The sequence below is a fragment of the Zoogloea sp. GW822-FHT05C07 genome (assembly GCF_058800215.1).
Genome location: NZ_CM179510.1, coordinates 2,061,436 through 2,081,600, shown reverse-complemented (window position 1 = coordinate 2,081,600; position 20,165 = coordinate 2,061,436). Strand labels below are relative to the sequence as shown.

The 20,165-nt window shown below is 68.4% G+C and carries 16 protein-coding genes; 10 read left to right on the top strand and 6 right to left on the bottom strand.

All coding sequences use genetic code 11. From position 1 onward, the window contains the following. Positions 1-35: 35 nt before the first annotated feature. The 6 genes from AC3QL2_RS09850 to AC3QL2_RS09825 form a co-directional block, all read right to left on the bottom strand. Positions 36-1,076 (bottom strand): NADP-dependent oxidoreductase, encoded by a 1,041-nt coding sequence (locus tag AC3QL2_RS09850; protein WP_493233359.1) that lies wholly within the window; start codon positions 1,074-1,076, stop codon positions 36-38. A gap of 28 nt (positions 1,077-1,104) precedes the next feature. Continuing rightward, positions 1,105-1,863, bottom strand: a complete 759-nt coding sequence (locus tag AC3QL2_RS09845) for a glucose 1-dehydrogenase (RefSeq protein ID WP_493233358.1) — start codon at positions 1,861-1,863, stop codon at positions 1,105-1,107. Positions 1,864-1,999: 136 nt separating this feature from the next. Continuing rightward, complete coding sequence (locus AC3QL2_RS09840; protein WP_493233356.1) at positions 2,000-3,310, bottom strand: aromatic ring-hydroxylating oxygenase subunit alpha; 1,311 nt, start codon at positions 3,308-3,310, stop codon at positions 2,000-2,002. 278 nt (positions 3,311-3,588) lie between these two features. Beyond that, on the bottom strand, positions 3,589-4,362 hold the full coding sequence (locus AC3QL2_RS09835) for a helix-turn-helix transcriptional regulator (protein WP_493233354.1): 774 nt from the start codon (positions 4,360-4,362) through the stop codon (positions 3,589-3,591). A gap of 54 nt (positions 4,363-4,416) precedes the next feature. Continuing rightward, positions 4,417-4,833 (bottom strand): hypothetical protein, encoded by a 417-nt coding sequence (locus AC3QL2_RS09830; RefSeq protein ID WP_493233352.1) that lies wholly within the window; start codon positions 4,831-4,833, stop codon positions 4,417-4,419. Continuing rightward, positions 4,833-6,584, bottom strand: coding sequence for an FAD-dependent oxidoreductase (locus tag AC3QL2_RS09825; protein ID WP_493233350.1), 1,752 nt, complete (start codon positions 6,582-6,584; stop codon positions 4,833-4,835). The genes AC3QL2_RS09830 and AC3QL2_RS09825 overlap by 1 nt, the downstream gene beginning before the upstream one ends. A gap of 164 nt (positions 6,585-6,748) precedes the next feature. Here AC3QL2_RS09825 and AC3QL2_RS09820 point away from each other — a divergent pair, with 164 nt between their 5' ends. The 10 genes from AC3QL2_RS09820 (at position 6,749) to AC3QL2_RS09775 (ending at position 20,154) form a co-directional block, all read left to right on the top strand. Then, on the top strand, positions 6,749-7,336 hold the full coding sequence (locus AC3QL2_RS09820; RefSeq protein WP_493233349.1) for a TetR/AcrR family transcriptional regulator: 588 nt from the start codon (positions 6,749-6,751) through the stop codon (positions 7,334-7,336). Positions 7,337-7,374: 38 nt separating this feature from the next. Next, positions 7,375-7,821 carry a bacteriohemerythrin gene (locus AC3QL2_RS09815; RefSeq protein WP_493233347.1) on the top strand — a complete coding sequence of 149 codons (447 nt, stop codon included), beginning with the start codon at positions 7,375-7,377 and terminating at the stop codon, positions 7,819-7,821. Between the two features lie 338 nt (positions 7,822-8,159). Beyond that, the gene (locus AC3QL2_RS09810; RefSeq protein ID WP_493233345.1) at positions 8,160-9,779 is read left to right on the top strand and encodes a GMC family oxidoreductase; all 1,620 of its coding nucleotides are present in this window, start codon (positions 8,160-8,162) and stop codon (positions 9,777-9,779) included. Positions 9,780-9,782: 3 nt separating this feature from the next. Beyond that, positions 9,783-10,784: an NADP-dependent oxidoreductase gene (locus tag AC3QL2_RS09805; protein ID WP_493233343.1), complete on the top strand. Its 1,002-nt coding sequence runs from the start codon at positions 9,783-9,785 to the stop codon at positions 10,782-10,784. Between the two features lie 20 nt (positions 10,785-10,804). Beyond that, entirely contained in the window at positions 10,805-12,238 is a 1,434-nt protein-coding gene (locus AC3QL2_RS09800) for an FAD-dependent oxidoreductase (protein ID WP_493233342.1), read from the top strand. Continuing rightward, positions 12,235-13,017 (top strand): SDR family NAD(P)-dependent oxidoreductase, encoded by a 783-nt coding sequence (locus AC3QL2_RS09795; RefSeq protein WP_493233341.1) that lies wholly within the window; start codon positions 12,235-12,237, stop codon positions 13,015-13,017. The genes AC3QL2_RS09800 and AC3QL2_RS09795 overlap by 4 nt, the downstream gene beginning before the upstream one ends. A gap of 83 nt (positions 13,018-13,100) precedes the next feature. Next, entirely contained in the window at positions 13,101-14,306 is a 1,206-nt protein-coding gene (locus tag AC3QL2_RS09790; protein WP_493233340.1) for an aromatic ring-hydroxylating oxygenase subunit alpha, read from the top strand. A gap of 317 nt (positions 14,307-14,623) precedes the next feature. Continuing rightward, positions 14,624-17,767: a PAS domain-containing protein gene (locus AC3QL2_RS09785; RefSeq protein WP_493233549.1), complete on the top strand. Its 3,144-nt coding sequence runs from the start codon at positions 14,624-14,626 to the stop codon at positions 17,765-17,767. A gap of 75 nt (positions 17,768-17,842) precedes the next feature. Next, on the top strand, positions 17,843-19,240 hold the full coding sequence (locus AC3QL2_RS09780; protein WP_493233339.1) for an aminotransferase-like domain-containing protein: 1,398 nt from the start codon (positions 17,843-17,845) through the stop codon (positions 19,238-19,240). Between the two features lie 431 nt (positions 19,241-19,671). Further along, on the top strand, positions 19,672-20,154 hold the full coding sequence (locus AC3QL2_RS09775) for an MSMEG_0572/Sll0783 family nitrogen starvation response protein (protein ID WP_493233338.1): 483 nt from the start codon (positions 19,672-19,674) through the stop codon (positions 20,152-20,154). The last annotated feature ends 11 nt before the right edge of the window (positions 20,155-20,165 follow it).

Below are 20,165 nucleotides of genomic sequence, written 5' to 3'. Positions count from 1 at the left end.
CCTTGCGGCGGTGCTCCGGGGTTCTCTTATGTCGCTTACAGGTCGTCGTCGGTCAGCTTGACCAGCAGCTTGCCTGTATTGGCGCCGGTGAACAGCTTGGCGAAGGCCGGAATGGTGCTGTCGAGGCCGACCGAGATGTCCTCGCTGAACTTCAGTTGGCCGCTGTCCACCCAGCCCTTCATCTCGACGATGGCGGCGGGGAACTGGTCCTGGTAGTAGAGCGTCAGGAAGCCCCGCACGGTGGCGCAGCGGGCCAGGATCTGCCAGTAGTTGTAGGGGCCGGGGATCGGGCCGCTCTTGGTGTAGTCGCCGATGGCGCCACAGAACGCGATGCGCGCGAACATGGCCAGGTTGAGCAGCGCCGCGTCGAGGATCTCGCCGCCGACGTTGTCGAAGAAGATGTCCACGCCCTTGGGGCACAGCTCGGCGATGTCGCGGGACAGCTGCTCGGTGTTCTTGCCCTTGTAGTTGAAGGCGGCGTCGAAACCGAGCTCGTCCACCAGCATGCGGCACTTTTCGTCGCTGCCGGCGATGCCGACCACGCGGCAGCCTTTGATCTTGGCGATCTGCCCGGCGATCGAGCCGACTGCGCCGGCAGCGGCGCTGATCAGCGCGGTTTCGCCGGGCTTGGGCTGGCCGATGTCGAGCATGCCGAAGTAGGGCGTCAGGCCCATCGCGCTGAAGATGCTCAGGTGGTAGTGCAGCGGAAAGTCCGGACTCGGCTGGACCGTGTGGAGGATGCCGTCGGCGCCGATCACCGAGTAATCCTGCCACGCGCTGCAGGCGTAGGCGACCACGTAGTCGCCTTCCTTGTGGGCCGGGTTGCGGCTCTTGACGACGTGACCGAGGGCCGTGCTGCGCACCGGCGCGCCGATGGGGATCGGCGGGAAGTAGGTGCAGTCCGGCTTCATCCAGCTGCGGATCGCCGCGTCGAGGGACAGGTAGAGGTTCTGGATCAGCACCTCGCCGTCGGCGGGCTCGGGGATGGGGACTTTGCGCCAGGCAAAGTCGTCCGCCTCGGGGATGCCGTCCGGGCGGCGGGCGAGGGTGATCTGGCGGTTGAGGGTGTGGGGCATGGCGGGCGTCCTGTCGGGCCGGCGGCGCTTACATCGCGGTCCAGCCGCCATCCACGGTGAGCAGCGCGCCGTGGACGAAGGAGGCCTTGTCGGAGGCCAGCCACAGCACCGCGTTGGCGACCTCGTCCACCTGGCCGAGGCGGCCGATGGGGTGCAGCGGCAGCAGGCTCTTTTCCAGCTCCGGCAGGTTGGGGTGGTTTTCCAGCAGCGGGGTGCGGATCACGCCGGGGCAGATCGCATTGACGCGGATGTTCTTGCCGCCGACTTCCACCGCCACCGTCTTGGTCAGGCCGGCCACCGCATGCTTGCTGGCGTTGTAGGGCGAGGCGCCGGGTACCACGGTGATGCTGAGGGCCGAGGCGGTGTTGATGACCACGCCGCCGCCCTGCTTTTCCATCTGCGCGATGGCGTACTTCATGCACAGCCAGACGCCCTTCAGGTTCACCGCGATGACCCGGTCGAAGTCCGCTTCGGAGGTCTCGGTGATCGGCGCCATGTCGTTGTCCACGCCGGCGTTGTTGAGGGTGATGTCGAGGCGGCCCCAGGTCTCGACGATCTGGCGCACGAGGCTCTCGACTTCGGACGACCTGGTGACGTCTAGGCGGAAGAAGCGGGCGGTGCCGCCGGCGGCCTCGATCTGGGCGACGGTGTCCTTGCCGCCGGCCTCGGTGATGTCGGCCACCGCGACGCGGGCGCCCTCGCGGGCGAAGGCCAGGGCGGCGGCGCGGCCGATGCCGGAGCCGGCACCGGTGATGAGGACGACCTTGTTATCGAATTCTTTGGGCATGGCGGTTTCCGTTGGAGTGGTTGGCAGTGTGGGGACGGGCGAAACAGGGCGGTGCAGCGGGATGTCTGCCGTGGGGGCGAATGCACTCATCCCCACGGGGAAGGGACTACACGCCCCCGGGAGGGGGGCGGGGCGCTCAGCGGCGGCCTTCGATGTAGTCGTTGATCACTTCGTGCAGGCGGCGCACGCGGTCTTCCTGGCCGGACAGGTAGGCGTCCTGGTAACCGCGGGAGTGCAGGCCGAGCTGCTGGGCGACGGCGACGCTCAGGTCCTGGTCGGCGACGAAGCCGATGGAGGCCTCGCCGTGCAGGAAGGTCTCGTGGGGTGCCGGTTCGTACTTGCGCTTGCCGGTCGGGGTGTCCACCTCGTCGCGGCCTTCCACCGGCGGCATCATGACCCAGTGATCGAACAGGCACTTCTCCGGATCGCTGGGGTGCGGCTGCGGCCGCAGGACCTGGAAGAAGTCGCTGGCCATGGTCAGCGTGGTGTTCGGGAAGATCGTGAAGTGGTGGTAGTCGGTCAGCTGGGCGTCCGACACGCCTTCATAGTGCTTGTGGCCGCGGGCCGGACCGAGGGCGCGCTTCTGCTGCTGCAGCGCCACGCGGGTGTCGCGCACGCGGCCCTCGAAGGCCGCCGGGTCCAGGTCCCATTCGCGCAGGATGGTGTCCAGCGGCGCCTGCACCACATTCACACGGGAGCTGGCGGAGGGCTGATGGCCCTTCATCCTCATCACGTTGTGGCCGTTCTTGTACAGCTCGAACTCGGTGTTCTGGTAGGCGTCGTCGATGAAGCTGCCCAGCTCGCGGTGCAGGCTGAGGATGTGGTAAGCCTCGTTGAAGTTGTCGTGGATGATCTTCCAGTTGCAGTCCACCAGGCCGGTCATCCAGTTCACCCGCGTCCAGTTGGCGGTCTGGTAGGCCTCCAGCTGGTCGGCGACGACGCCCAGGTAGTCGCGCAGCGACGGGGCGTTCGGGTCCATGTTGAACCACACCAGGCCGCCGAGGGTTTCGCAGCGGATCTCCTTCAGCTTCATCTTGCCGATCGGGTTGCCCTGCGGGTAGTCCTCGGCGTCACGCACGTGGCGCACCACGCCGTCCAGGCTGAAGGTCCAGCTGTGATAGGCGCAGACCATGCGCTTGACGCCGCACTTGCCGTCGTCGGCAACCAGGCGGTTGCCGCGGTGCGGGCAGACGTTGTAGAACGCGCGGATCGTGCCGTCCTCGTCGCTGGTCATCAGGATGGATTCCGCGCCGATGTTCTGGGTCGTGGTGGAGCCGGGCTTGGCCAGCTGGGCTGCCATGCCGCCGATCTGCCAGGTGCGCGTGAAGACGTGGTCCCACTCCTTCTGCGCGAATTCCTTCGAGTAGTAGCGGTCGCCGGTGATCGGGTCACCGCGCAGGAATGTGCCGCGCTCCTTTGCCTCTTCGATGCGTTGCTCGATGCTCATGTCGTCCTCCTTCGGTGCCGGCCCGGGGCCGGCCCTCATTGATATGAATGGTCAAGGTCTCGTCCGTCGGGGGGACGCCCCGCCGTCTGTGCGGCGGTGGCGTCTGCGATTCCGGGTCGGGTTGCGCTGTGGCGTTCCGACCGATCCTGTGACTTGTCTCGCCGGAAATACTACTCCTATAACAAACAATGTAGTTGGTTTTTTATGTGCCTTCCAGCCGCTTTCGCAGCACTGCCGGGGCGGGGGGAGGATGCCGTCTCGGGACGGGTCATGTGGGCTCAGAACAGGCGGATCAGGCCGAGGGTGCAGGCGATGGCCACCGCGTGGCTGCGGTTGCTGGCGCCCAGCTTCTTCATGGCCTTGCCGAGGTGGAAATGGACGGTCTCGCGGGAGCGGCCGAGGATCAGCCCGATCTCCTCGTCGGTCTTGCCGCGTGCCACCCACGACAGGCACTCCAGCTCCCGCGGCGACAGGGTGTCGGCGGCGGCCTGGGCGTCGCGCTTGCGGGCGGCGCTTTCGAGGGCGTCCGCCCGGGCGATGAAGGCGTGGGAGATCAGCCAGGTCTCGCGCCAGGTGTCCCGGTGGCGGCGGCGCAGCGCGGCCGGATCGTGGCCGAACCAGGACACGTAGCCGGTCTTGCCGCCGGGGCGGTGCACCGGCACCGTCACCGCGCCGTCGGCGCAGTCCCGGTAGGCCGCCAGCGTGTCGCGCTGCGCGGTGTCGAGGGCTTCGCCGCGCCAGGTCTCGCTGTCCGGGTCGGCGTCCCACAGGAAGGCGTCCATGCTGCGCCCGCAGCGCCGGGTGACCGGGCAGTGCAGGGCCAGGCGGTCGTCCTGCCAGTGCTTCAGTGTGTCCGCCGGCCAGCCCATGTCCACGGCGACGAAGCGGCCGTCCTCGGCCAGCGCCAGGCGGGTCTGCTCCATGTCCACCTGGAACGCGGCGCGTTCCCAGCCCAGCGCCGCGGAGTACTCGGCCAGCAGGCGCCCGGCCGCGGCGAGGGAGGGGCTGGCGGCGAGGCCTTCGCGGAAGCGGGCGGCAGTGTTGCGGACCATGGCAGTCTCCTTGGTCACAGGGTTGAAAACGCGGGGGCCTGGGGGAGAGCGGCCTCAGTTGTTGGCTGCGCCGGCCGCGATCCAGCGGCGCAGCAGCTCGCGGGTGGCGTCGTCGAGGGGCGGCTGGCCGAAGGGCATGCGCTCGCCGCTGCCGCCGGCGTCCAGGTGGGTGCCGTCCAGCTTGTGCATCAGGTAGCTCTTGTCCGGCGAGCCGGGGGCGACCCGCTGCAGCGGGCTCTCCACCGAGGCGACCTTGACCAGCGAGGCGTAGGCGCCGCCCGGGTGGAGCTTCATCTGGCCGGCTTCCTGGCCGGTGAGGTGGCAGGTGGCGCAGTTGCCACGCAGCACCGGCACGATGTCGCGGGAAAAACTGACTGAAGGGCTGACGGCGGGCGCGGCGGCCCCGGCACCGGCTGATGCCAGGGCGGCCAGCGCCGCGACCGCGAGGGCCGCGAGGCTGGCGCTGCGCATTACGCTGCCGTCCCGGTGGCGTGCAGGCCGGCGATGTAGCCGAAGGTCAGCGCCATGCCGATGGTGCCGCCGGCACCGTAGTAGGCGCCGCGGGCCGGGCTGGCGATGCAGTTGCCGGCGCCGTAGAGGCCGGGGATCGGCTTGCCGTTGGTGTCCATCACCTGGGCGTGCTCGTTGATCATCGGCCCGCCGTTGGTGTCGAGGGCACCCGGGGCGAGGATGAAGGCGTAGTACGGGCCCTGTTCGGTGAGCGGGTGCATCGTCACGTTGGGCATCGGGTTGGCGGGCTGGCTGCTGCCTTTGCGCACTGGTGAGAACAGGGCCTGCCAGTCCTTGTCGTAGTCGTGCGCGCCGCGGTCGAACTCCAGGTCCTTGCCGGTCTTCGCGTAGCCGTTGAAGCGGCCGACGGTGTCGGCGAGCTGGCTGGCGAAGTCCGCTTCCAGCTTGAAGCCGCCGGTCTTGTCCTGCAGCTTGTCGAGGCGCGCGGCGATGTTGGCGGACAACTCGGCGAGGCTCGCACCCTCGATCAGGTGCGGCGAGGCACGGCGGTCGGCGGGGATCGGGAAGGCGCCGCCGAAGGCGTCCAGGCTGCGCCCGTCGAAGATCATGAACTGGAACTGGTTGGGGTACTCCTTCTTCACCGGATCGAAGACGAAGTGCACCTGGGTGCGGTCGTTGTAGTTGATCTTCTCGTTGACGATGCGCCGGCCGTACTTGTTGACCAGGATCATCGCGTCGCCCGGCAGCACGAAGGCGCCCATGCCGATGGCGCGGTTCTGCAGGGCCTCCTCCAGCACGACCTGGGTGCGCCAGGCGGTGTTGAGGCTGCCCATGCGGGCGCCGGCGGCGCCGGCGATGGAGATGAAGTCGCCGGTCGAGCCGGGCATCGCGCAGGCGCCGTAAAGGCCGGGCTGGTGCAGGCCGACCAGCTCGGTGTTGTGGGCGAAGCCGCCGGTGCCGAAGACCACGCCGCGGCGGGCCTTGATGCGCACCAGCCTGTCGCCGTGCATGGCCTCGATGCCGACCACGCGCTCGCCGTCCTTCACGACGCGGGTGACCCGGTGTTCGAGGAGGATCGGCATCTTGCGGGCGGTCAGCCACTTTTCCATCTGGCTGGCCAGGCTGCCGCCGCCCACGCTGGAGCCGGCGCCGGCCGCCGGTTCGAGGGCGCGGCCGCGGGAGACCTTGTTCTCCGGCAGGTGGTCGGCATAATCCGGGGCGTACTTGTCCACGAACCACATCTTGAATTCACGGAAATGCACCGCGTCCAGCTTGCCCAGGTGCTCGATCATCTTCGAGCCCTTATCGTAGAAAGTCTCCAGCAGGCGGTAGTCGTGCGGGTCGAGACCGAGGGTCGGGCTGTGCGGCGTGTATTCGCGGGGGTAGGCGTAGCGGGCCAGGTAGCGCAGGCAGTCGAGCTTGTCGTCGTGGATGCCGCGGGCGCGCAGGAAGGGGTTGTTGGGAATCCAGGTGACGCCGCCGGACTTGCCGGTGGTGCCGCCGGGCAGCGGCATCTTCTCCACGAGCATCACCTGGGCGCCCTGGCCGGCGGCGGTGACGGCGGCGGCACAGGCGGCTGCGCCGGAGCCGATGCAGATCACGTCGGTTTCATGGTCCCACTTCTGGGCAGAAGCCTTGGCCGCTTCGGCGGCGGAGGGCGCGAGGCCGAGGGTGGCCAGGCTGCCGGCGGCGATGGCGCCGCGCTTCAGCAGGTCGCGGCGGGTGGACTGCTTGGGGGTAGTGCTGCTCATCACGTTCTCCTTTGGATTTTCGTCTTGGGGCGGGCCTTGTCCGGGGCCTGCCGAGTCTCCAGCGCGGTGCCTGTCCGGTTCGTCCGGAGCTTTGTTGTGCCGCGCCTTTTTTTATTTACAACATGTGTTGTAAACTAGACCAAGCCTGATTGAAGAGTCAACACATGCCTGCACCCGTCGACCACGAAAGCCGCCGCCGGCAGATCGCCCGTATCGCCACCGACATCATTTCCCGCGTCGGGCTGGATGCGGTGACGATGCGCCAGATCGCCGCCGAGGCCGGATTCAGCACCACCATCGTCACCCACTACTTCGCCAGCAAGCGTGAGCTCTTGCTGTACACCTACCGCTCGTCGGCGCTGGACGCCCAGCAGCGGGTGGACGAGGTGCTGGCGCTGGACCCGGCCGACCTGCAGGGCAGCATCGAGGCGCTGCTGCCGCTGGACCCGGCCCGGCTGGGGGAGTGGAAGGTCTATTTCGCGTTCTGGCAGATGGCGCTGGTGGATGCGGATTTCGCCGCCGAGCAGCGCTCCCAGGCCGAGAACGCGCGTTCCATCCTGCAGCGCGTGCTGGAGGCGCGGGTTGCCGCCGGGCGCTGCCGCGTGGTGCCGGACGAGGTGGGCACCGCCGCCCGGCGCCTGCTGGTGCAACTGCTGGGTATCGCCATCCATTCCCTTTTCGACGCGACGGACTGGTCGGGGGACGGGCAAAAGGCCTATCTGGCCAAGGAGCTGGCCGCTCTGGGATACTGATGCGGTAAAGCACAACACAAGATCACAAGGAGACAGCAATGAGCGAAGAAACGAACGGCCTGCAGTGGACCGACAATTACCTGCTCGGCTACACGCCGATGGACGATACCCACCGGGAGTTCGTTGACGTGGTGAACGCCATGCTCACCTGCGCCGACGCCGAACTGGCCGCCAAGGTGCGCGCCTTCATCGAGCATGCCGAGAAGCATTTCGCCGACGAGAAGGCGTGGATGGAGGCGAGCGACTTCCCGGCCGCCGACTGCCACATGGACGACCATAACGCGGTGCTGGCTTCGGCCCGCGAGGTCGAGCCGCTGGTGGCCGCCGGCAACATTGCCATCGGCCGCGAGTTCGCCGCTGAATTGGCGCGCTGGTTCCCGGGCCACGCCGATTACCTGGATTCCGCGTTGGCCCACTGGCTGGTCAAGAAGAGCGCCGGCGGCAAGCCGGTGGTGTTGCGCCGCAAGGTGACGCTGCCCGAGTGAGGTGCCGGCCGGCGGGCCGGAGAAAGCCGTGGGGGCGAATTCACTCGCCCCTAACAGCGCCAGCCCCTGGTGCGACCCTGCCGGTCCAGCCGGTCCAGCCGGTCCAGCCGGTCCAGCCGGTCCAGCCGGTCCAGCCGGTCCAGCCGGTCCAGCCGGTCCAGCCGGTCCAGCCGGTCCAGCCGACCGGGTGAGACGCTGGATCGGAAACTGGTCTCCGCCCGCCCCTTGGTTTTTCCGCCGAAGCGGAGTAGTCTTAAACAAACAAAATTGTTTGTTTGTAAAAATGGAGACGCAGCCGGACCGGCGACGCCGCGCGAGGCTGGAGGAGAACGGCATTCATGGAACACTACGATTACATCGTCGTCGGCGCCGGCTCGGCCGGCTGCGTGCTGGCCAACCGCCTGTCGGAGGACGGGCGCAGCCGCGTGCTGCTGCTGGAGGCCGGCGAGCACAACGCGACGCCGCTGGTGAACATGCCCAAGGGCTTCGCCAAGCTGGTCGCGATGCCGGCCCATGCCTGGCACTTCCCGGTCCAGCAGCCGCGCCTGCCGGGCCAGCCGGCCGGCGAGATGTGGGTGCGCGGCAAGGGCCTCGGCGGCTCCAGCGCCATCAACGGCATGATCTACGTGCGCGGCCAGCCGGAAGACTATGAGGCCTGGGGCGAGGCGGCCGGTGCCGACTGGAACTGGGCGACGATGAAAGAAGTCTTCCGCCGCCTCGAGAACCACGACCTCGGCGCGGACGAGCTGCGCGGCGTCGGCGGGCCGCTGCACGTCAGCGCCGGCAAGTTCCGCTACCCGGTCAGCGAGGCGATGATCCGCGCCGGCCAGGATATGGGCCTGCAGCGCAAGGAAGACCTCAACCGGGAGGACCAGGAAGGCGTCGGCTACTACGCCCACACCATCCACAAGGGGCGGCGCTGGAGTTCCGCGAAGGCCTTCCTGGAGCCGGCCCGGCGGCGGCCCAACCTGCAGGTGCTGACCGGCGTGCAGGTGGACCGGGTGCTGTTCGACGGCACGCGGGCGGTCGGCGTGGCCGGCCGGCGCAACGGCGAGGCGGTCCGCTACCGCTGCCGCGGCGAGGTGATCCTGTCCGGCGGCGCGATGCTGACGCCGAAGATCCTGCAGCTGTCGGGCATCGGCCCCGGGGATGTACTGCACAAAGCCGGCGTGCCGGTGCTGGTGGACGCGCCTGACGTGGGCCGCCGCATGCGCGAGCACCTGGGCTTCCTGCTGCCCTTCCGCCTGAAGAACGACAAGGGCCTCAACCACCGTTTCCGTGGCCTCGGCCTGGTGCGCAGCGTGCTGGAGTACTACCTGCTGCGCAGCGGCCCGATGGCCACCGGGCCCTTCGAGGTGGGCGCCTTCGTGCGCACCTCGCCGGCGGTGAAGACGCCGGACGCCCAGCTCTACCTGTCGGCCTTCACCTATCCGCGCAGCGACGACAACTTCCCGGTGCCGGACGGCGTCGAGGACCAGCCCGGCATCACCGCCTACGGCCAGCTGGTGCGCCTGAGCAGCGAAGGTGAAATGGCCATCACCTCCGCCGACCCGAATGCCGCGATGGACATCAAGCCCAACTGGCTGACTACCGACGAGGACTGCCGCGCCGCCATCGACATGTTCCGCTACATGCGTCGTTATATGCGCCAGCCGGCGCTGGCCGGCTACGTCGGCGAGGAACTCGGCCCCGGCGTCGCCTGTGAGACCGACGAACAGATCCTCGACCTGTTCCGCCGCGCCTCCCTGTGCGGCACCCATGCCGTCGCCACCTGCCGGATGGGGCGCGACGCGGCCTCAGTGGTGGATGAACGCCTGCGCGTGCGCGGCGTGCAGGGCCTGCGCGCGGCGGACTGTTCGGTGATGCCGGCGCCGATCTCCGGCAATACCAACGGGCCGGCGATGGCGCTGGGCTGGCAGGCCGCCAAGCTGATCCTGGCCGACCGGGCGGGGGGCTGAGCGATGGCCGAGAGCAATCTGAAAGTCGTCCTCGCCAGCCGGCCCGACGGCAAGCCTTCCACCGCCAACTTCCGCGTCGAGACGGCGCCCTTGCCGGAGCCCGCCGACGGCGAGGTGCTGGTGCGCAATCAGTGGCTGTCCATCGACCCCTACATGCGTGGCCGCATGATGGACATCCGGACCTATGCCGAGCCGGTGGCCCTCGGCGACGTGATGGTCGGCGACACCGCCGGCATCGTCGTCGCGTCGCGGCATGCCGGTTTCGCACTCGGCGACGCGGTGGCCGGCCCCGTTGGCTGGCAGCGCTACGGCACGCTGCCGGGCCAGGCCCTGCGCCGTGTGGACACGGCCCGCGTGCCACTGTCGGCAGGTCTCGGCGTGGCCGGCATGCCCGGCGTCACCGCGTGGGTCGGGCTGATGGACCTGTGCGCGCCGCAGGCCGGCGAGACGGTGGTGGTCACCGCTGCGTCGGGCGGTGTCGGCGGTGTGGCCGGCCAGCTGGCGCGCATCGCCGGCTGCCGCGTGGTCGGCGTGGCCGGCGGGCCGGAGAAATGCCGCCACGTGGTGGAGGACCTGGGCTTTCACGCTTGCCTCGACTACCGCGCCGAGGACTTCCGCCAGCAGCTCAAGGCGGCGGTGCCGCAGGGCATCGACTGCATCTTCGACAACGTCGGCGGCGCGGTGCTCGACGCGCTGGTCGGCCGCCTGAATCCCTTTGCGCGGGTGGCCCTGTGCGGCGCCATCTCCGAGGTGGACAACCCCAGCCCGACGGGCCTGCGCCGCCTGCTGCCGCTGATCGTCAACCGCGTGAAGCTGCAGGGCTTCATCGTCGGCGACCACCCGGCACGCTGGCCGGTGGCCATCGACGCGCTGTCCGGCCATGTCGCGGCGGGGCGCATCCACTATCGGGAAACCGTTGCCGACGGGTTGGAGAACGCTCCGCAGGCACTTCTTGATCTGCTTGCCGGGCGGAGCCTCGGCAAGCAACTGGTGCGTATCGCCTGATTCCGGAAAGGAAACCAAACATGGAATGGGATTACGACGTAATCATCGTCGGCGGGGGCGGTGCCGGCCTGGCCGCCGCGCTGATGGCCCACAAGGAGGGCGCCCGCTGCATGATCGTCGAGGCCGACGGTCGCCTCGGCGGTGCCACCGCCCAGTCCGGCGGGGTGTTCTACGCCTGCGGCACCAGCGTGCAGCGCGCCGCCGGCATCATGGACGACACGCCCGACGACCTCTACGACTACCTGATGACCCTCAACCAGTGGCAGCTGCGTCCGGACCTGATCCGCTACTACGCGGACCACTGCGGCGCCGCGCTGGAATGGCTGATCGAGCTGGGCAGCGAGTTCCCCAGGGAATGGCTGGTCAAGTCGGGCGTGGACACGGTGGCTCGCGGCCATTCCAGTCAGGGCGCGGGCTCCGGCATCGCCGACGCGCTGATCAACGCGGCCGGCGCGAAGGGCATCGATACGGCCCTCGGCAGCCGTGTGGAAGAGATCCTCTTCGAAGATGGCCGGGTCGTCGGCATCCGTGCCGCCGGCACCGAATTGCGCGCGCCGACGGTGGTGATCACCAGCGGTGGCTTCGGCAACAACCCGGAAATGCTCCGGCGCCTGTACCCGTCGGCCTGCCACGAGGACTGGACCTGGGCGGTGCACAAGGACGTGCCCTATGTGCTCGGTGACGGCATCACGCTGGCCGAGCAGCTTGGCGCCGGCGTGGTCGGCCACGACACCGGCCTGGTGCTGCCCACTTCGGGCTTCAGCAAGTCGCTGGAGGCCTTCCTGCCGCCGTGGATCATTGCGGTGAACAAGGAGGGCCGGCGCTTCATGTCCGAGTTGTCGCCGTACAGCGTGTGCGGCTACCTGCTCAATGCGCAGACCGAACGCAAGGCCTGGGCAATCTTCGACGAGCAGGCCCTGGTGGAAGCCAGTACCAACACCAAGTACCTCGACCCCTACAACGCCGGCATCAGCATCCCGACCTGGGAGGAGCCGACGCTGCGGGCCCAGGTCGCGGCGGGCCGCGTCAAGGTGGCGGACAGCCTGGCGGCGCTGGCCGACCAGGTTGGCATCGACGGCGCCGCGCTGGCGCAGACCGTGGCCCGCTACAACGCCGACTGCGATGCCGGCGGCGACTTTCAGTTCTTCAAGAAGGCGCCGGCCTACTTCCCGATCCGCCGGGAGCCGTTCTACGCGGTGGAGATCCGCGCCGCGATCATCGGCCTGACCGCAGCCGGCCTCGACATCGACCGCCAGGCCCGCGTGCTCGACGCGCACCAGCGGCCGATCCCCGGTCTCTACGCGGCGGGCGAGGTGCTCGGCTGCTTCCACGGGGCGCGCTACGGCGGCGGCGGCGTGTCGATCGGCAACGCGGTGGTGTTCGGCCGCCTGGCCGGCGCCGAGGCGGCCCGCGCTGCGCTGGCGGAACAGGTCGAGACCGGGGTGGCGGCATGAAGCGCCTGGCCGGCCGAGTGGTGCTGGTGACGGGCGCAGCCCGTGGCATGGGTGCGACGATGGCGCGCCTGTTCCATGCCGAAGGTGCCAGCGTGGTGATCGCCGACATTCTCGATGCGGACGGCGCGGCACTGGCCGACGAACTCGGTGACGGCGCTCTGTTCCAGCATCTCGACGTGACGGAGGAGGCCGACTGGCGGCGCGTCGTCAGCGACGTGCTGGAGCGCTGGGGCAGCATCGACGGGCTGGTCAACAACGCCGGCATCAACTTCTCGGAAACCCTGGCCAAGACCGGCCTGGCCGATTTCCGCCGGGTGGTGGACGTGAACCTGGTGGGGCCCTTCCTCGGCATCAAGCACGTCGGGCCAGCGATGGCTGCGCGCGGCTACGGCCGCATCGTCAACATCTCGTCGATCGGCGGCATGACGGCCTGGAACTCGATGGGCGCCTACTGCGCCAGCAAGTGGGGCCTGCGCGGCCTCAGCCGGGTGGCGGCGCTGGAGCTGGGCCAGCGCGGCGTGCGGGTCAATTCGATCCATCCGGGCGGCATCGACACGAGCATGGGCAGCATGTTCGACGGCGACACCGACGCCCTCGACAAAGCCTACCGCAGCCAGCCAGTGCCGCGCATCGGCCGGCCCATCGAGATCGCCCGCATGGCGCTGTTCCTGCTAGGCGAGGAAGCCTCCTACGTATGCGGCGCCGAGATGGTGGTGGATGGCGGCAACCTGGCCGGCCGCTACTTCGACGGTCTGCCCGGCGCGCCCGCCACTACCTGATCCGGTAGTTGTGGGCGACGGCGGAACGGACGATACTGCGTCCACATAAAAAACAAACAGTCCTGATCATAAGGAGCGAGATAATGGACAACGTCCAGGTTTACAAGGAACTCATCCAGCGCATGCTGGCCCTCGTCGATGCCGGCACCACCGACAGCGCCGCCGGCGCCTACCGCCAGCCGTCGTCGGTGTATACCGATCCGGCCCTGTTCGAGCGCGAGAAGGCCACCATCTTCAAGGACGAGCCGCAGTTCGTGTGCTTCTCCAGCGACCTGCCGGAGAAGGGCAGCTACTACACCTTCGACGACCTCGGCGTGCCGGTGCTGCTGACCCGCGACAACGAAGGCAAGGTCAATGCCTTCCTCAACGCCTGTACCCACCGCGCCGCGCGCCTGAAGGACGGCTGCGGCAAGACCGCCTCGCTGGCCTGTCCGTACCACAACTGGGGCTTCGACCTGAAAGGCAAGCTGCGCGCGGTGTGGGAGGAAAAGAGCTTCGGCAGCATCGAGAAATCCCTGTACGACCTGGTGCGCCTGCCGGTCGAGGAAAAGTACGGGATGATCTTCGCCGGTATGCACCCGGACGTGAAGGTCTCGGTGGACGACATCCTCGGCCACATGGCGCCGGTCTTCGAGATGTGGGACCTGGGCTCCCTCGGCTACGTGGCCCAGCACGAATGGAAGCTGCAGACCAACTGGAAGCTGGCGCTGGACACCTTCTGCGAGGGCTACCACTTCCTGGCCCTGCACAAGAACACCCTCGGCGGCATCTCCATCGGCAACACCTCGGCCTTCGACACCTTCGGCCCCGAGGGGCGCAGCCACCGCCTGGCCTTCCCCAACGAGAGCATCAAGCGCCTGAAGGAGATCCCCGAGTCCGAATGGACGCTGGACATCTTCAACGACTTCCAGCTGGTGCACTTCATCTACCCCAACACCTCGTTGCTGGTGTCGCCGGTGTCGGTGGAATTCTTCAAGCTCTACCCCGGCGATAAACCCGGCGAGCATCGCACCATCTACCGCAGCTACGTGCGTCAGGGCGGCGACAAGGGCTGGGACGGCAATACGCCGCAGGAGCACTTCGAGTTCATCTGCAAGGTGGTGGATGAGGAGGACTACTGGGTGTCCACCAACGTGATGAAGAACCTCAACGCCGGCATGCTGCGCTACAGCACCTTCGGCGCCAACGAGCCGGCCCTGCAGAACATGCACCAGGCCTTCCTGCGCGGCGTCGGCGAGGTGCCGGTCGAAGCGCCGCCGACCAAGGTGGGGGTTGCCGCCGGCTGCTGAGCGGCTGCGTCATCGATTCGTGGGTGGAGGGACCGTCGCCGGGGCTTGGGCTCCCGGGGCGGTCCCTTCGCCTTTTTGCGTCATCCGCAGGCGGAACGGAGGCCATGGCGGGTGGTCAGAGCCGAAGCCCCGGTTTGATGAAAAAGTGTCGCGGCCCGACTGTTTGTGACGTGCCGCATAGCGTCCGTGGGGCGCCTGGGAGAGTCTTCCTTCCCATTGGAATAGGGATTGACCACTTCTGCCGTGCTCCCGCCTCGTCCGCTCGTCCGGCAGGCAGGAGCGTGGTGGCGGAGGCGGAGGAGTGGCGCAACGTGTCGATGCATTTGCGAGCCGGCGTCTGGAGGGATGCGTTCTCGGCCCTGCCGTTGAAGATCAAGGCAGCGTTGCTGTCGGTGCTCGTCTTCACCGTCGGGATCGGGGCGCTGGCCTGGCATGTGGCCCGCGGCCTGCATGAGGACTTCGAAGCCCTGATCGGGCATGAGCAGGCCACTGCCGCCAGTTTCCTGGCGCGTACGCTGGACGCCGAGCTGCGCTTCCGCCTCGATACCCTCAACGTGATGGCGGAGCACATCGCCGCGCTGCCGGAGCCGTCTCCCCGCGCTGTGCAGGACTATCTGCTGACCCAGCCGATGGCCAACCGCCTGTTTACCCGCGATGTCTATGTGATCCGGAGCGATGGGGAGCGTATCGCCGAGAGCCCGGCGCGTGGCCATGTCGGCAGCCAGTATCGCGATGCGGCTTATTTCACCCGCCTGGTGGCGAGCCGCAAGCCGGTGATCCGCGCCTGGTTCGGGCGTTTCGCGCGCCAGCCGGTGCTGTTGGTGGTGGTTCCGATCATCGATCGCCACGGGAATCTGCTCGGGGCGATGTGCGGGGCGGAACTGATCGAGAAGGGCAGCCATTTCCACCTCACCGAGGAGGTCCGCAACGGGCAGACCGGGGGCTTCCACGTGTATGCCCTCGAACAGCGCATCTTCGCGGCCAGCACGGACGCGAGCCGGGTCCTGCGTCCCCTGCCGGCCCCGGGCGTCAACCCGCTGCTCGATCGTCGCCTCGATAAGGGTTACATGGGGCCAGGACGGACCGTGGACTCGAAGGGCGTGGACCTGATCAGCGCCGCGGCGCCGGTGATGGACGGGCAGTGGCTGGTGGTGTCCTATCTGCCGACCGCCGAAGCCTTCGCGCCGCTGCGGGCGGCGAACACACGCATCTATGGCGGTGCGGCGCTGGCTGCGTTGCTGGCGGGCGCATTGATCTGGTTCGGTCTGCGCCGCGCGTTGCTTCCCCTTGAGCGGGCGACGCAACGGGTCGGTGAGTCCGTCGCCGGCGACCAGCCGGCCGTGCAACTGGAAGAGGCTGGCAGCCGGGAGATCCGCCTGCTGCTGCACAACTTCAACGTACTGCAGGCACGGGTTGCCGAGCAGCAGGACTTCATCAGCAAGGAACGGGACCGCCTGGAGCGCGAGGTGTCGGTGCGTACTGCCGAACTGCGGGCCGTCAATGCGGCCTTGAACCAGCGTTCGGCGGAGGTGGAGGACCTCTACAACCGGGCGCCCTGCGGCTACCACTCGGTGGACCGCCACGGGGTCTTCCTGCGCATCAACGATACGGAATTGGAGTGGCTGGGGTACCAGCGTGAAGAGGTGGTCGGCAAGCTGCACCTGACTGACGTTCTCCCCCCCGAGCTGGCGCAGCGTTTCGAGGCGTACTTCGCCAAGTTCCAGCGGGACGGCTTCGTGCAGGATCTGGAATGGGAGCTGCGTGGCAAGGATGGCGGCACGATGGCGGTGCTCATCAATTCCACGGCGATCCGCGACGCGGCGGGGCACTTCGTGGCGTCGCGCACCACCGTTTTCGACAACCGCCAGCGCAAGGCGCTGGAACTGGCGTTGCGCAAGAGCGAGGCGCTGCTGCACGGCGTGCTCGACAACGTGCCGGCGCTGATCGCCTACTGGAGCCGGGACCTGCACAACGAGTTCGCCAACAACGCCTTCGAGGCCATGTTCGGGCTGACGCCGCCGGAAGTGAAGGGGCTGCATCTGCGCCAGGTGATCGGTGCCGAGGCCTTCGAGATGACCCGTCCTCATCTGGCGGCGGTGTTGCGCGGCGAAGGGCGCGCCTTTGAGCGCCCGCTGGTCGATGTGCGCGGCGTGCGGCGGTGGACGCAGGTGCAGTACATCCCCGACTACGAAGAGGGCGTCGTGCGCGGCTTCTTTGCGCTGGCCTCGGACATCACCGCGTCGAAGGAGAAGGAGGGCGAGATCGAGGCGCTCAACCAGGAGCTGGCCCGCCGCGCCGACGAGGCGGAGAGCGCCACCCGCGCCAAGAGCGTGTTCCTCGCCAACATGAGCCACGAGATCCGCACGCCGATGAACGCCATCATCGGACTCACTCACGCGCTGCGCCGCACCGGCATCGACGCGGCGCAGGCCGTCATGCTGGACAAGGTCCTCGGGGCCGCCGACCACCTGCTGGGGGTCATCAACGACATCCTGGACATCTCGAAGATCGAGGCCGACAAGCTGGTCCTCGAACGCGCCGACTTCGAGTTCGAGGCGATCCTGGCGCGGATCCGTTCGATGCTCGGCGAGCGCCTGCGGGAAAAGGACCTGGACCTGCTCATCGACACCCCCACCGGACTCGGCTGGCTCAACGGCGATGCGGTGCGCCTGAGCCAGGCGCTGCTCAACTACCTGGGCAACGCGGTGAAGTTTACCGAGCGCGGCGGAATCACCCTGCGCGTGCGGGTCGTGGAGGAGGGCAGCGAGGGGCTGCTGCTGCGCTTCGACGTGGTGGACACCGGCATCGGCATTCCTGCCGAGGCCTTGTCGCGCCTGTTCATGGCCTTCGAGCAGGCCGACGATTCGACGACGCGCAAGTATGGCGGCACCGGTCTTGGGCTGGCGATCACCCGCCGTCTGGCCCGTCTGATGGGGGGCGAGGCCGGCGCCAGCAGTACGCCAGGGGTCGGCAGCACCTTCTGGCTCACGGCCCGGTTCCGCCGCGCCAAGGCACCGGCAGCGACTTCTTCCGGCGATACCGCGTCGGGAGAACACTTGTCGGCCGAAGCCATCCTGCGCCGCGACCACGCCGGCACCCGCATCCTGCTGGTGGAGGACGAGCCGTTGAACCAGGAAGTGGCCCGCTTCTTCCTCGACGAATGCGGCCTGCAGACGACCACTGTCAGCGACGGCGCGGAGGCGGTGGCACGGGTCGCCGTCGAAGATTTCGCGCTGGTGCTGATGGACATGCAGATGCCGGTGATGGACGGCCTCGAAGCGACCCGCCGCATCCGCCTGCTGCCGGGCAAGGCGCGGCTGCCGGTGCTGGCGATGACCGCCAATGCCTTCGCCGACGACCGCAGGCACTGTCTCGCCGCCGGCATGAACGATTTTGTCGCCAAGCCGGTCGAGCCGGCGGTGTTCTACGCGGTCTTGCTGCGCTGGCTGGAGGCACGCTGAGACCGCTCCGGCATCGTCGTGACGGCGGTGGATTGAATGCATACAATCCACGCTCCGACGACCCGGATTGATCCCATGCCTTCCAACACGCCCGCGTGGCGGCCGATCGACCTCGATCCGCACAAGCCTGCCTACATCGCCATCGCCGACGCCATCGCCGCGGACATCCGCGACGGCCGCCTGGCAGCGAACACCCGGCTGCCGCCCCAGCGCCAGCTGGCCCACGTGCTGGGCCTCAACTTCACGACCATCAGCCGCGCCTACGCCGAGGCCCAGCGCCGCGGCCTGCTCGATGCGCGGGTCGGGCAGGGCACCCGGGTGCGACCGGAGGCCTGCCCGCGGGTCCGTCACGCCGCCGCCCGCGCGCAGCTGATCGACATGTCGATGAACCTGCCGCCTGAGCCAGACCAACCCGAGCTGCTGGCCCGCATGGAGACCGGCCTGCGCGGGCTGTGCGGCGACATCAACTCCCTGCTGCGCTACCAGCCCTTCGGCGGCAGCCCCGAGGACCGGGAGGCCGCCGTGCATTGGCTGGCGCGGCGCGGCATCGCGACGGGCATGGACAAGGTATTGGTCTGCCCGGGCACGCACAGCGTGCTCAACGCGCTGCTGAGCACCCTGGTCGGCACCGGCGGCGGCCGCGTGTGCTGCGACAACATCACCTATCCGGGCATCCGCGCGCTGGCGGCGATCCACGGCGTCAGCCTGCTTGGCCTGCCGTCCGACGCGGACGGCATTCTGCCCGACGCCTTCGAGCGCTGCTGCCGCGACAACCAGCCGGCGGCCCTGTACATCAACCCGACGATCCACAACCCGACCACCACCACGATGTCCGCCGGGCGCCGCGAGGCGATCGCCGAAATCGCCGCGCGCCACCAGGTGGCGGTGATCGAGGACGACCCTTACGGCCTGCTGCCGGAGGCGCCGCCACCGAGCTTCAAGACCCTGCTGCCGGAGCTCACCTACCACGTCTGCGGCCTGTCCAAGACCGTCGGCGCCGGCCTGCGGGTGGCCTACCTGGCGCTGCCGGACGCCCGCCAGCTGCCGCGGGTCAGCGGCATCCTGCGCGCGGTGTCGGTGATGACGCCGCCGATCTCGACGGCCATCGCCACCGAATGGGTGCTCGACGGCACCGCCGAGCAACTGGTCCGCTTCATCCGCGCGGAGTCGAGGGTGCGCCAGCAACTGGCCGCCGCAGCCCTCGGCCCGACCGCCTTCCAGGCCTCGCCCGACGGCTTTCACCTGTGGCTGCCGCTGCCGGAAGGCTGGAGCCGGGTCAGCTTCGCGACCCACCTGCGCAACAGCGGCATCGGCGTGGTGACCAGCGACGCCTTCCTGGTCGGCGGCGCGGCGGTGGAGGCGGTCCGCATCTGCCTCGGCGGCGCCGCCAGCCGCGGCGACGTGCAGCACGCCATGGAGCTGGTCGGCGCGGCCCTGTCCCACCCGCCGGCGATCTACTCCTCCATCGTCTGAATCCCCTTGCCTGCCGCGGACGCGCCTGCGTCCCGGCGGGGCGGACCATCCGCCGTCCGTCCCGACACCTCTTCTCCACGCCGTCTCCGCCGACGCGCCCTGCAGGCCCTTGGGCACGGACAGAATCCATGCGATTGAAGATTGTATGCATTCAATGCATGCACGGCGTGGGTGCGCGTGGTGTCGTCGATGCACTGGCCGAGTGCGTTGATCTGCCAGCATTTTCAGGCGTCTGGGTAGCGCCCCGGAACCCCCTTCGAAACCCAAGAAAATGATTCTTCGTACTTTTATTGTATGCATACAATAAAAGTAAATTGATGGCACGTCTGTTGCTGAATTGATGCTGCGCACCACCGGCGGCAGACATCGGCCCAGGCCTCCATGACACCCCGGCGGTGCGCATCTCAAATCCCAACCATGAGGAATCTGACATGCCCGCTGTGACCCTGCCCCCCCATACCGCCGGTGATTTCTTCGTCGACTACGAAGAGAAGGTCTTCGAGGACGTGAAGGCCGAACCCGGCCAGAAAGCCCTCGTCACCTTCCACACCGTCGCCTTCGAAGGCTCCATCGGTCTGGTGAACCTGCTGCAGGCCACCCGCCTGCTGCGCAAGGGCTTCGACACCACCATCCTGCTCTACGGCCCGGGTGTCACCCTCGGCCTGCAGCGCGGCTTCCCACGCCTGGGCGACGAGGCCTTTCCGGGCCACCTGGCGATCAACAAGCAGCTCGCCAAGTTCATCGAGGAGGGCGGCAAGGTCTATGCGTGCCGCTTCGCGCTGCAGGCCTTGTACGGCCACGGCGAGCCCTCGCTGATTCCCGGCATCCGCCCGATCAGTCCGCTCGACGTGATGGACATCCAGCTCCTTCACAAGCGCGACGACGCCTTCGTCATCAACAGCTGGACGCTCTGAGCGCCACGCCG

Bases quoted from the DNA above. Each gene is read 5' to 3' on its own strand.
- AC3QL2_RS09845 (WP_493233358.1), bottom strand. From the start codon at position 1,863: ATGCCCAAAGAATTCGATAACAAGGTCGTCCTCATCACCGGTGCCGGC.
- AC3QL2_RS09790 (WP_493233340.1), top strand. From the start codon at position 13,101: ATGGACAACGTCCAGGTTTACAAGGAACTCATCCAGCGCATGCTGGCC.
- AC3QL2_RS09810 (WP_493233345.1), top strand. From the start codon at position 8,160: ATGGAACACTACGATTACATCGTCGTCGGCGCCGGCTCGGCCGGCTGC.
- AC3QL2_RS09795 (WP_493233341.1), top strand. From the start codon at position 12,235: ATGAAGCGCCTGGCCGGCCGAGTGGTGCTGGTGACGGGCGCAGCCCGT.
- AC3QL2_RS09805 (WP_493233343.1), top strand. From the start codon at position 9,783: ATGGCCGAGAGCAATCTGAAAGTCGTCCTCGCCAGCCGGCCCGACGGC.
- AC3QL2_RS09850 (WP_493233359.1), bottom strand. From the start codon at position 1,076: ATGCCCCACACCCTCAACCGCCAGATCACCCTCGCCCGCCGCCCGGAC.
- AC3QL2_RS09835 (WP_493233354.1), bottom strand. From the start codon at position 4,362: ATGGTCCGCAACACTGCCGCCCGCTTCCGCGAAGGCCTCGCCGCCAGC.
- AC3QL2_RS09780 (WP_493233339.1), top strand. From the start codon at position 17,843: ATGCCTTCCAACACGCCCGCGTGGCGGCCGATCGACCTCGATCCGCAC.
- AC3QL2_RS09820 (WP_493233349.1), top strand. From the start codon at position 6,749: ATGCCTGCACCCGTCGACCACGAAAGCCGCCGCCGGCAGATCGCCCGT.
- AC3QL2_RS09800 (WP_493233342.1), top strand. From the start codon at position 10,805: ATGGAATGGGATTACGACGTAATCATCGTCGGCGGGGGCGGTGCCGGC.
- AC3QL2_RS09825 (WP_493233350.1), bottom strand. From the start codon at position 6,584: ATGAGCAGCACTACCCCCAAGCAGTCCACCCGCCGCGACCTGCTGAAG.
- AC3QL2_RS09830 (WP_493233352.1), bottom strand. From the start codon at position 4,833: ATGCGCAGCGCCAGCCTCGCGGCCCTCGCGGTCGCGGCGCTGGCCGCC.
- AC3QL2_RS09840 (WP_493233356.1), bottom strand. From the start codon at position 3,310: ATGAGCATCGAGCAACGCATCGAAGAGGCAAAGGAGCGCGGCACATTC.
- AC3QL2_RS09775 (WP_493233338.1), top strand. From the start codon at position 19,672: ATGCCCGCTGTGACCCTGCCCCCCCATACCGCCGGTGATTTCTTCGTC.
- AC3QL2_RS09785 (WP_493233549.1), top strand. From the start codon at position 14,624: ATGCATTTGCGAGCCGGCGTCTGGAGGGATGCGTTCTCGGCCCTGCCG.
- AC3QL2_RS09815 (WP_493233347.1), top strand. From the start codon at position 7,375: ATGAGCGAAGAAACGAACGGCCTGCAGTGGACCGACAATTACCTGCTC.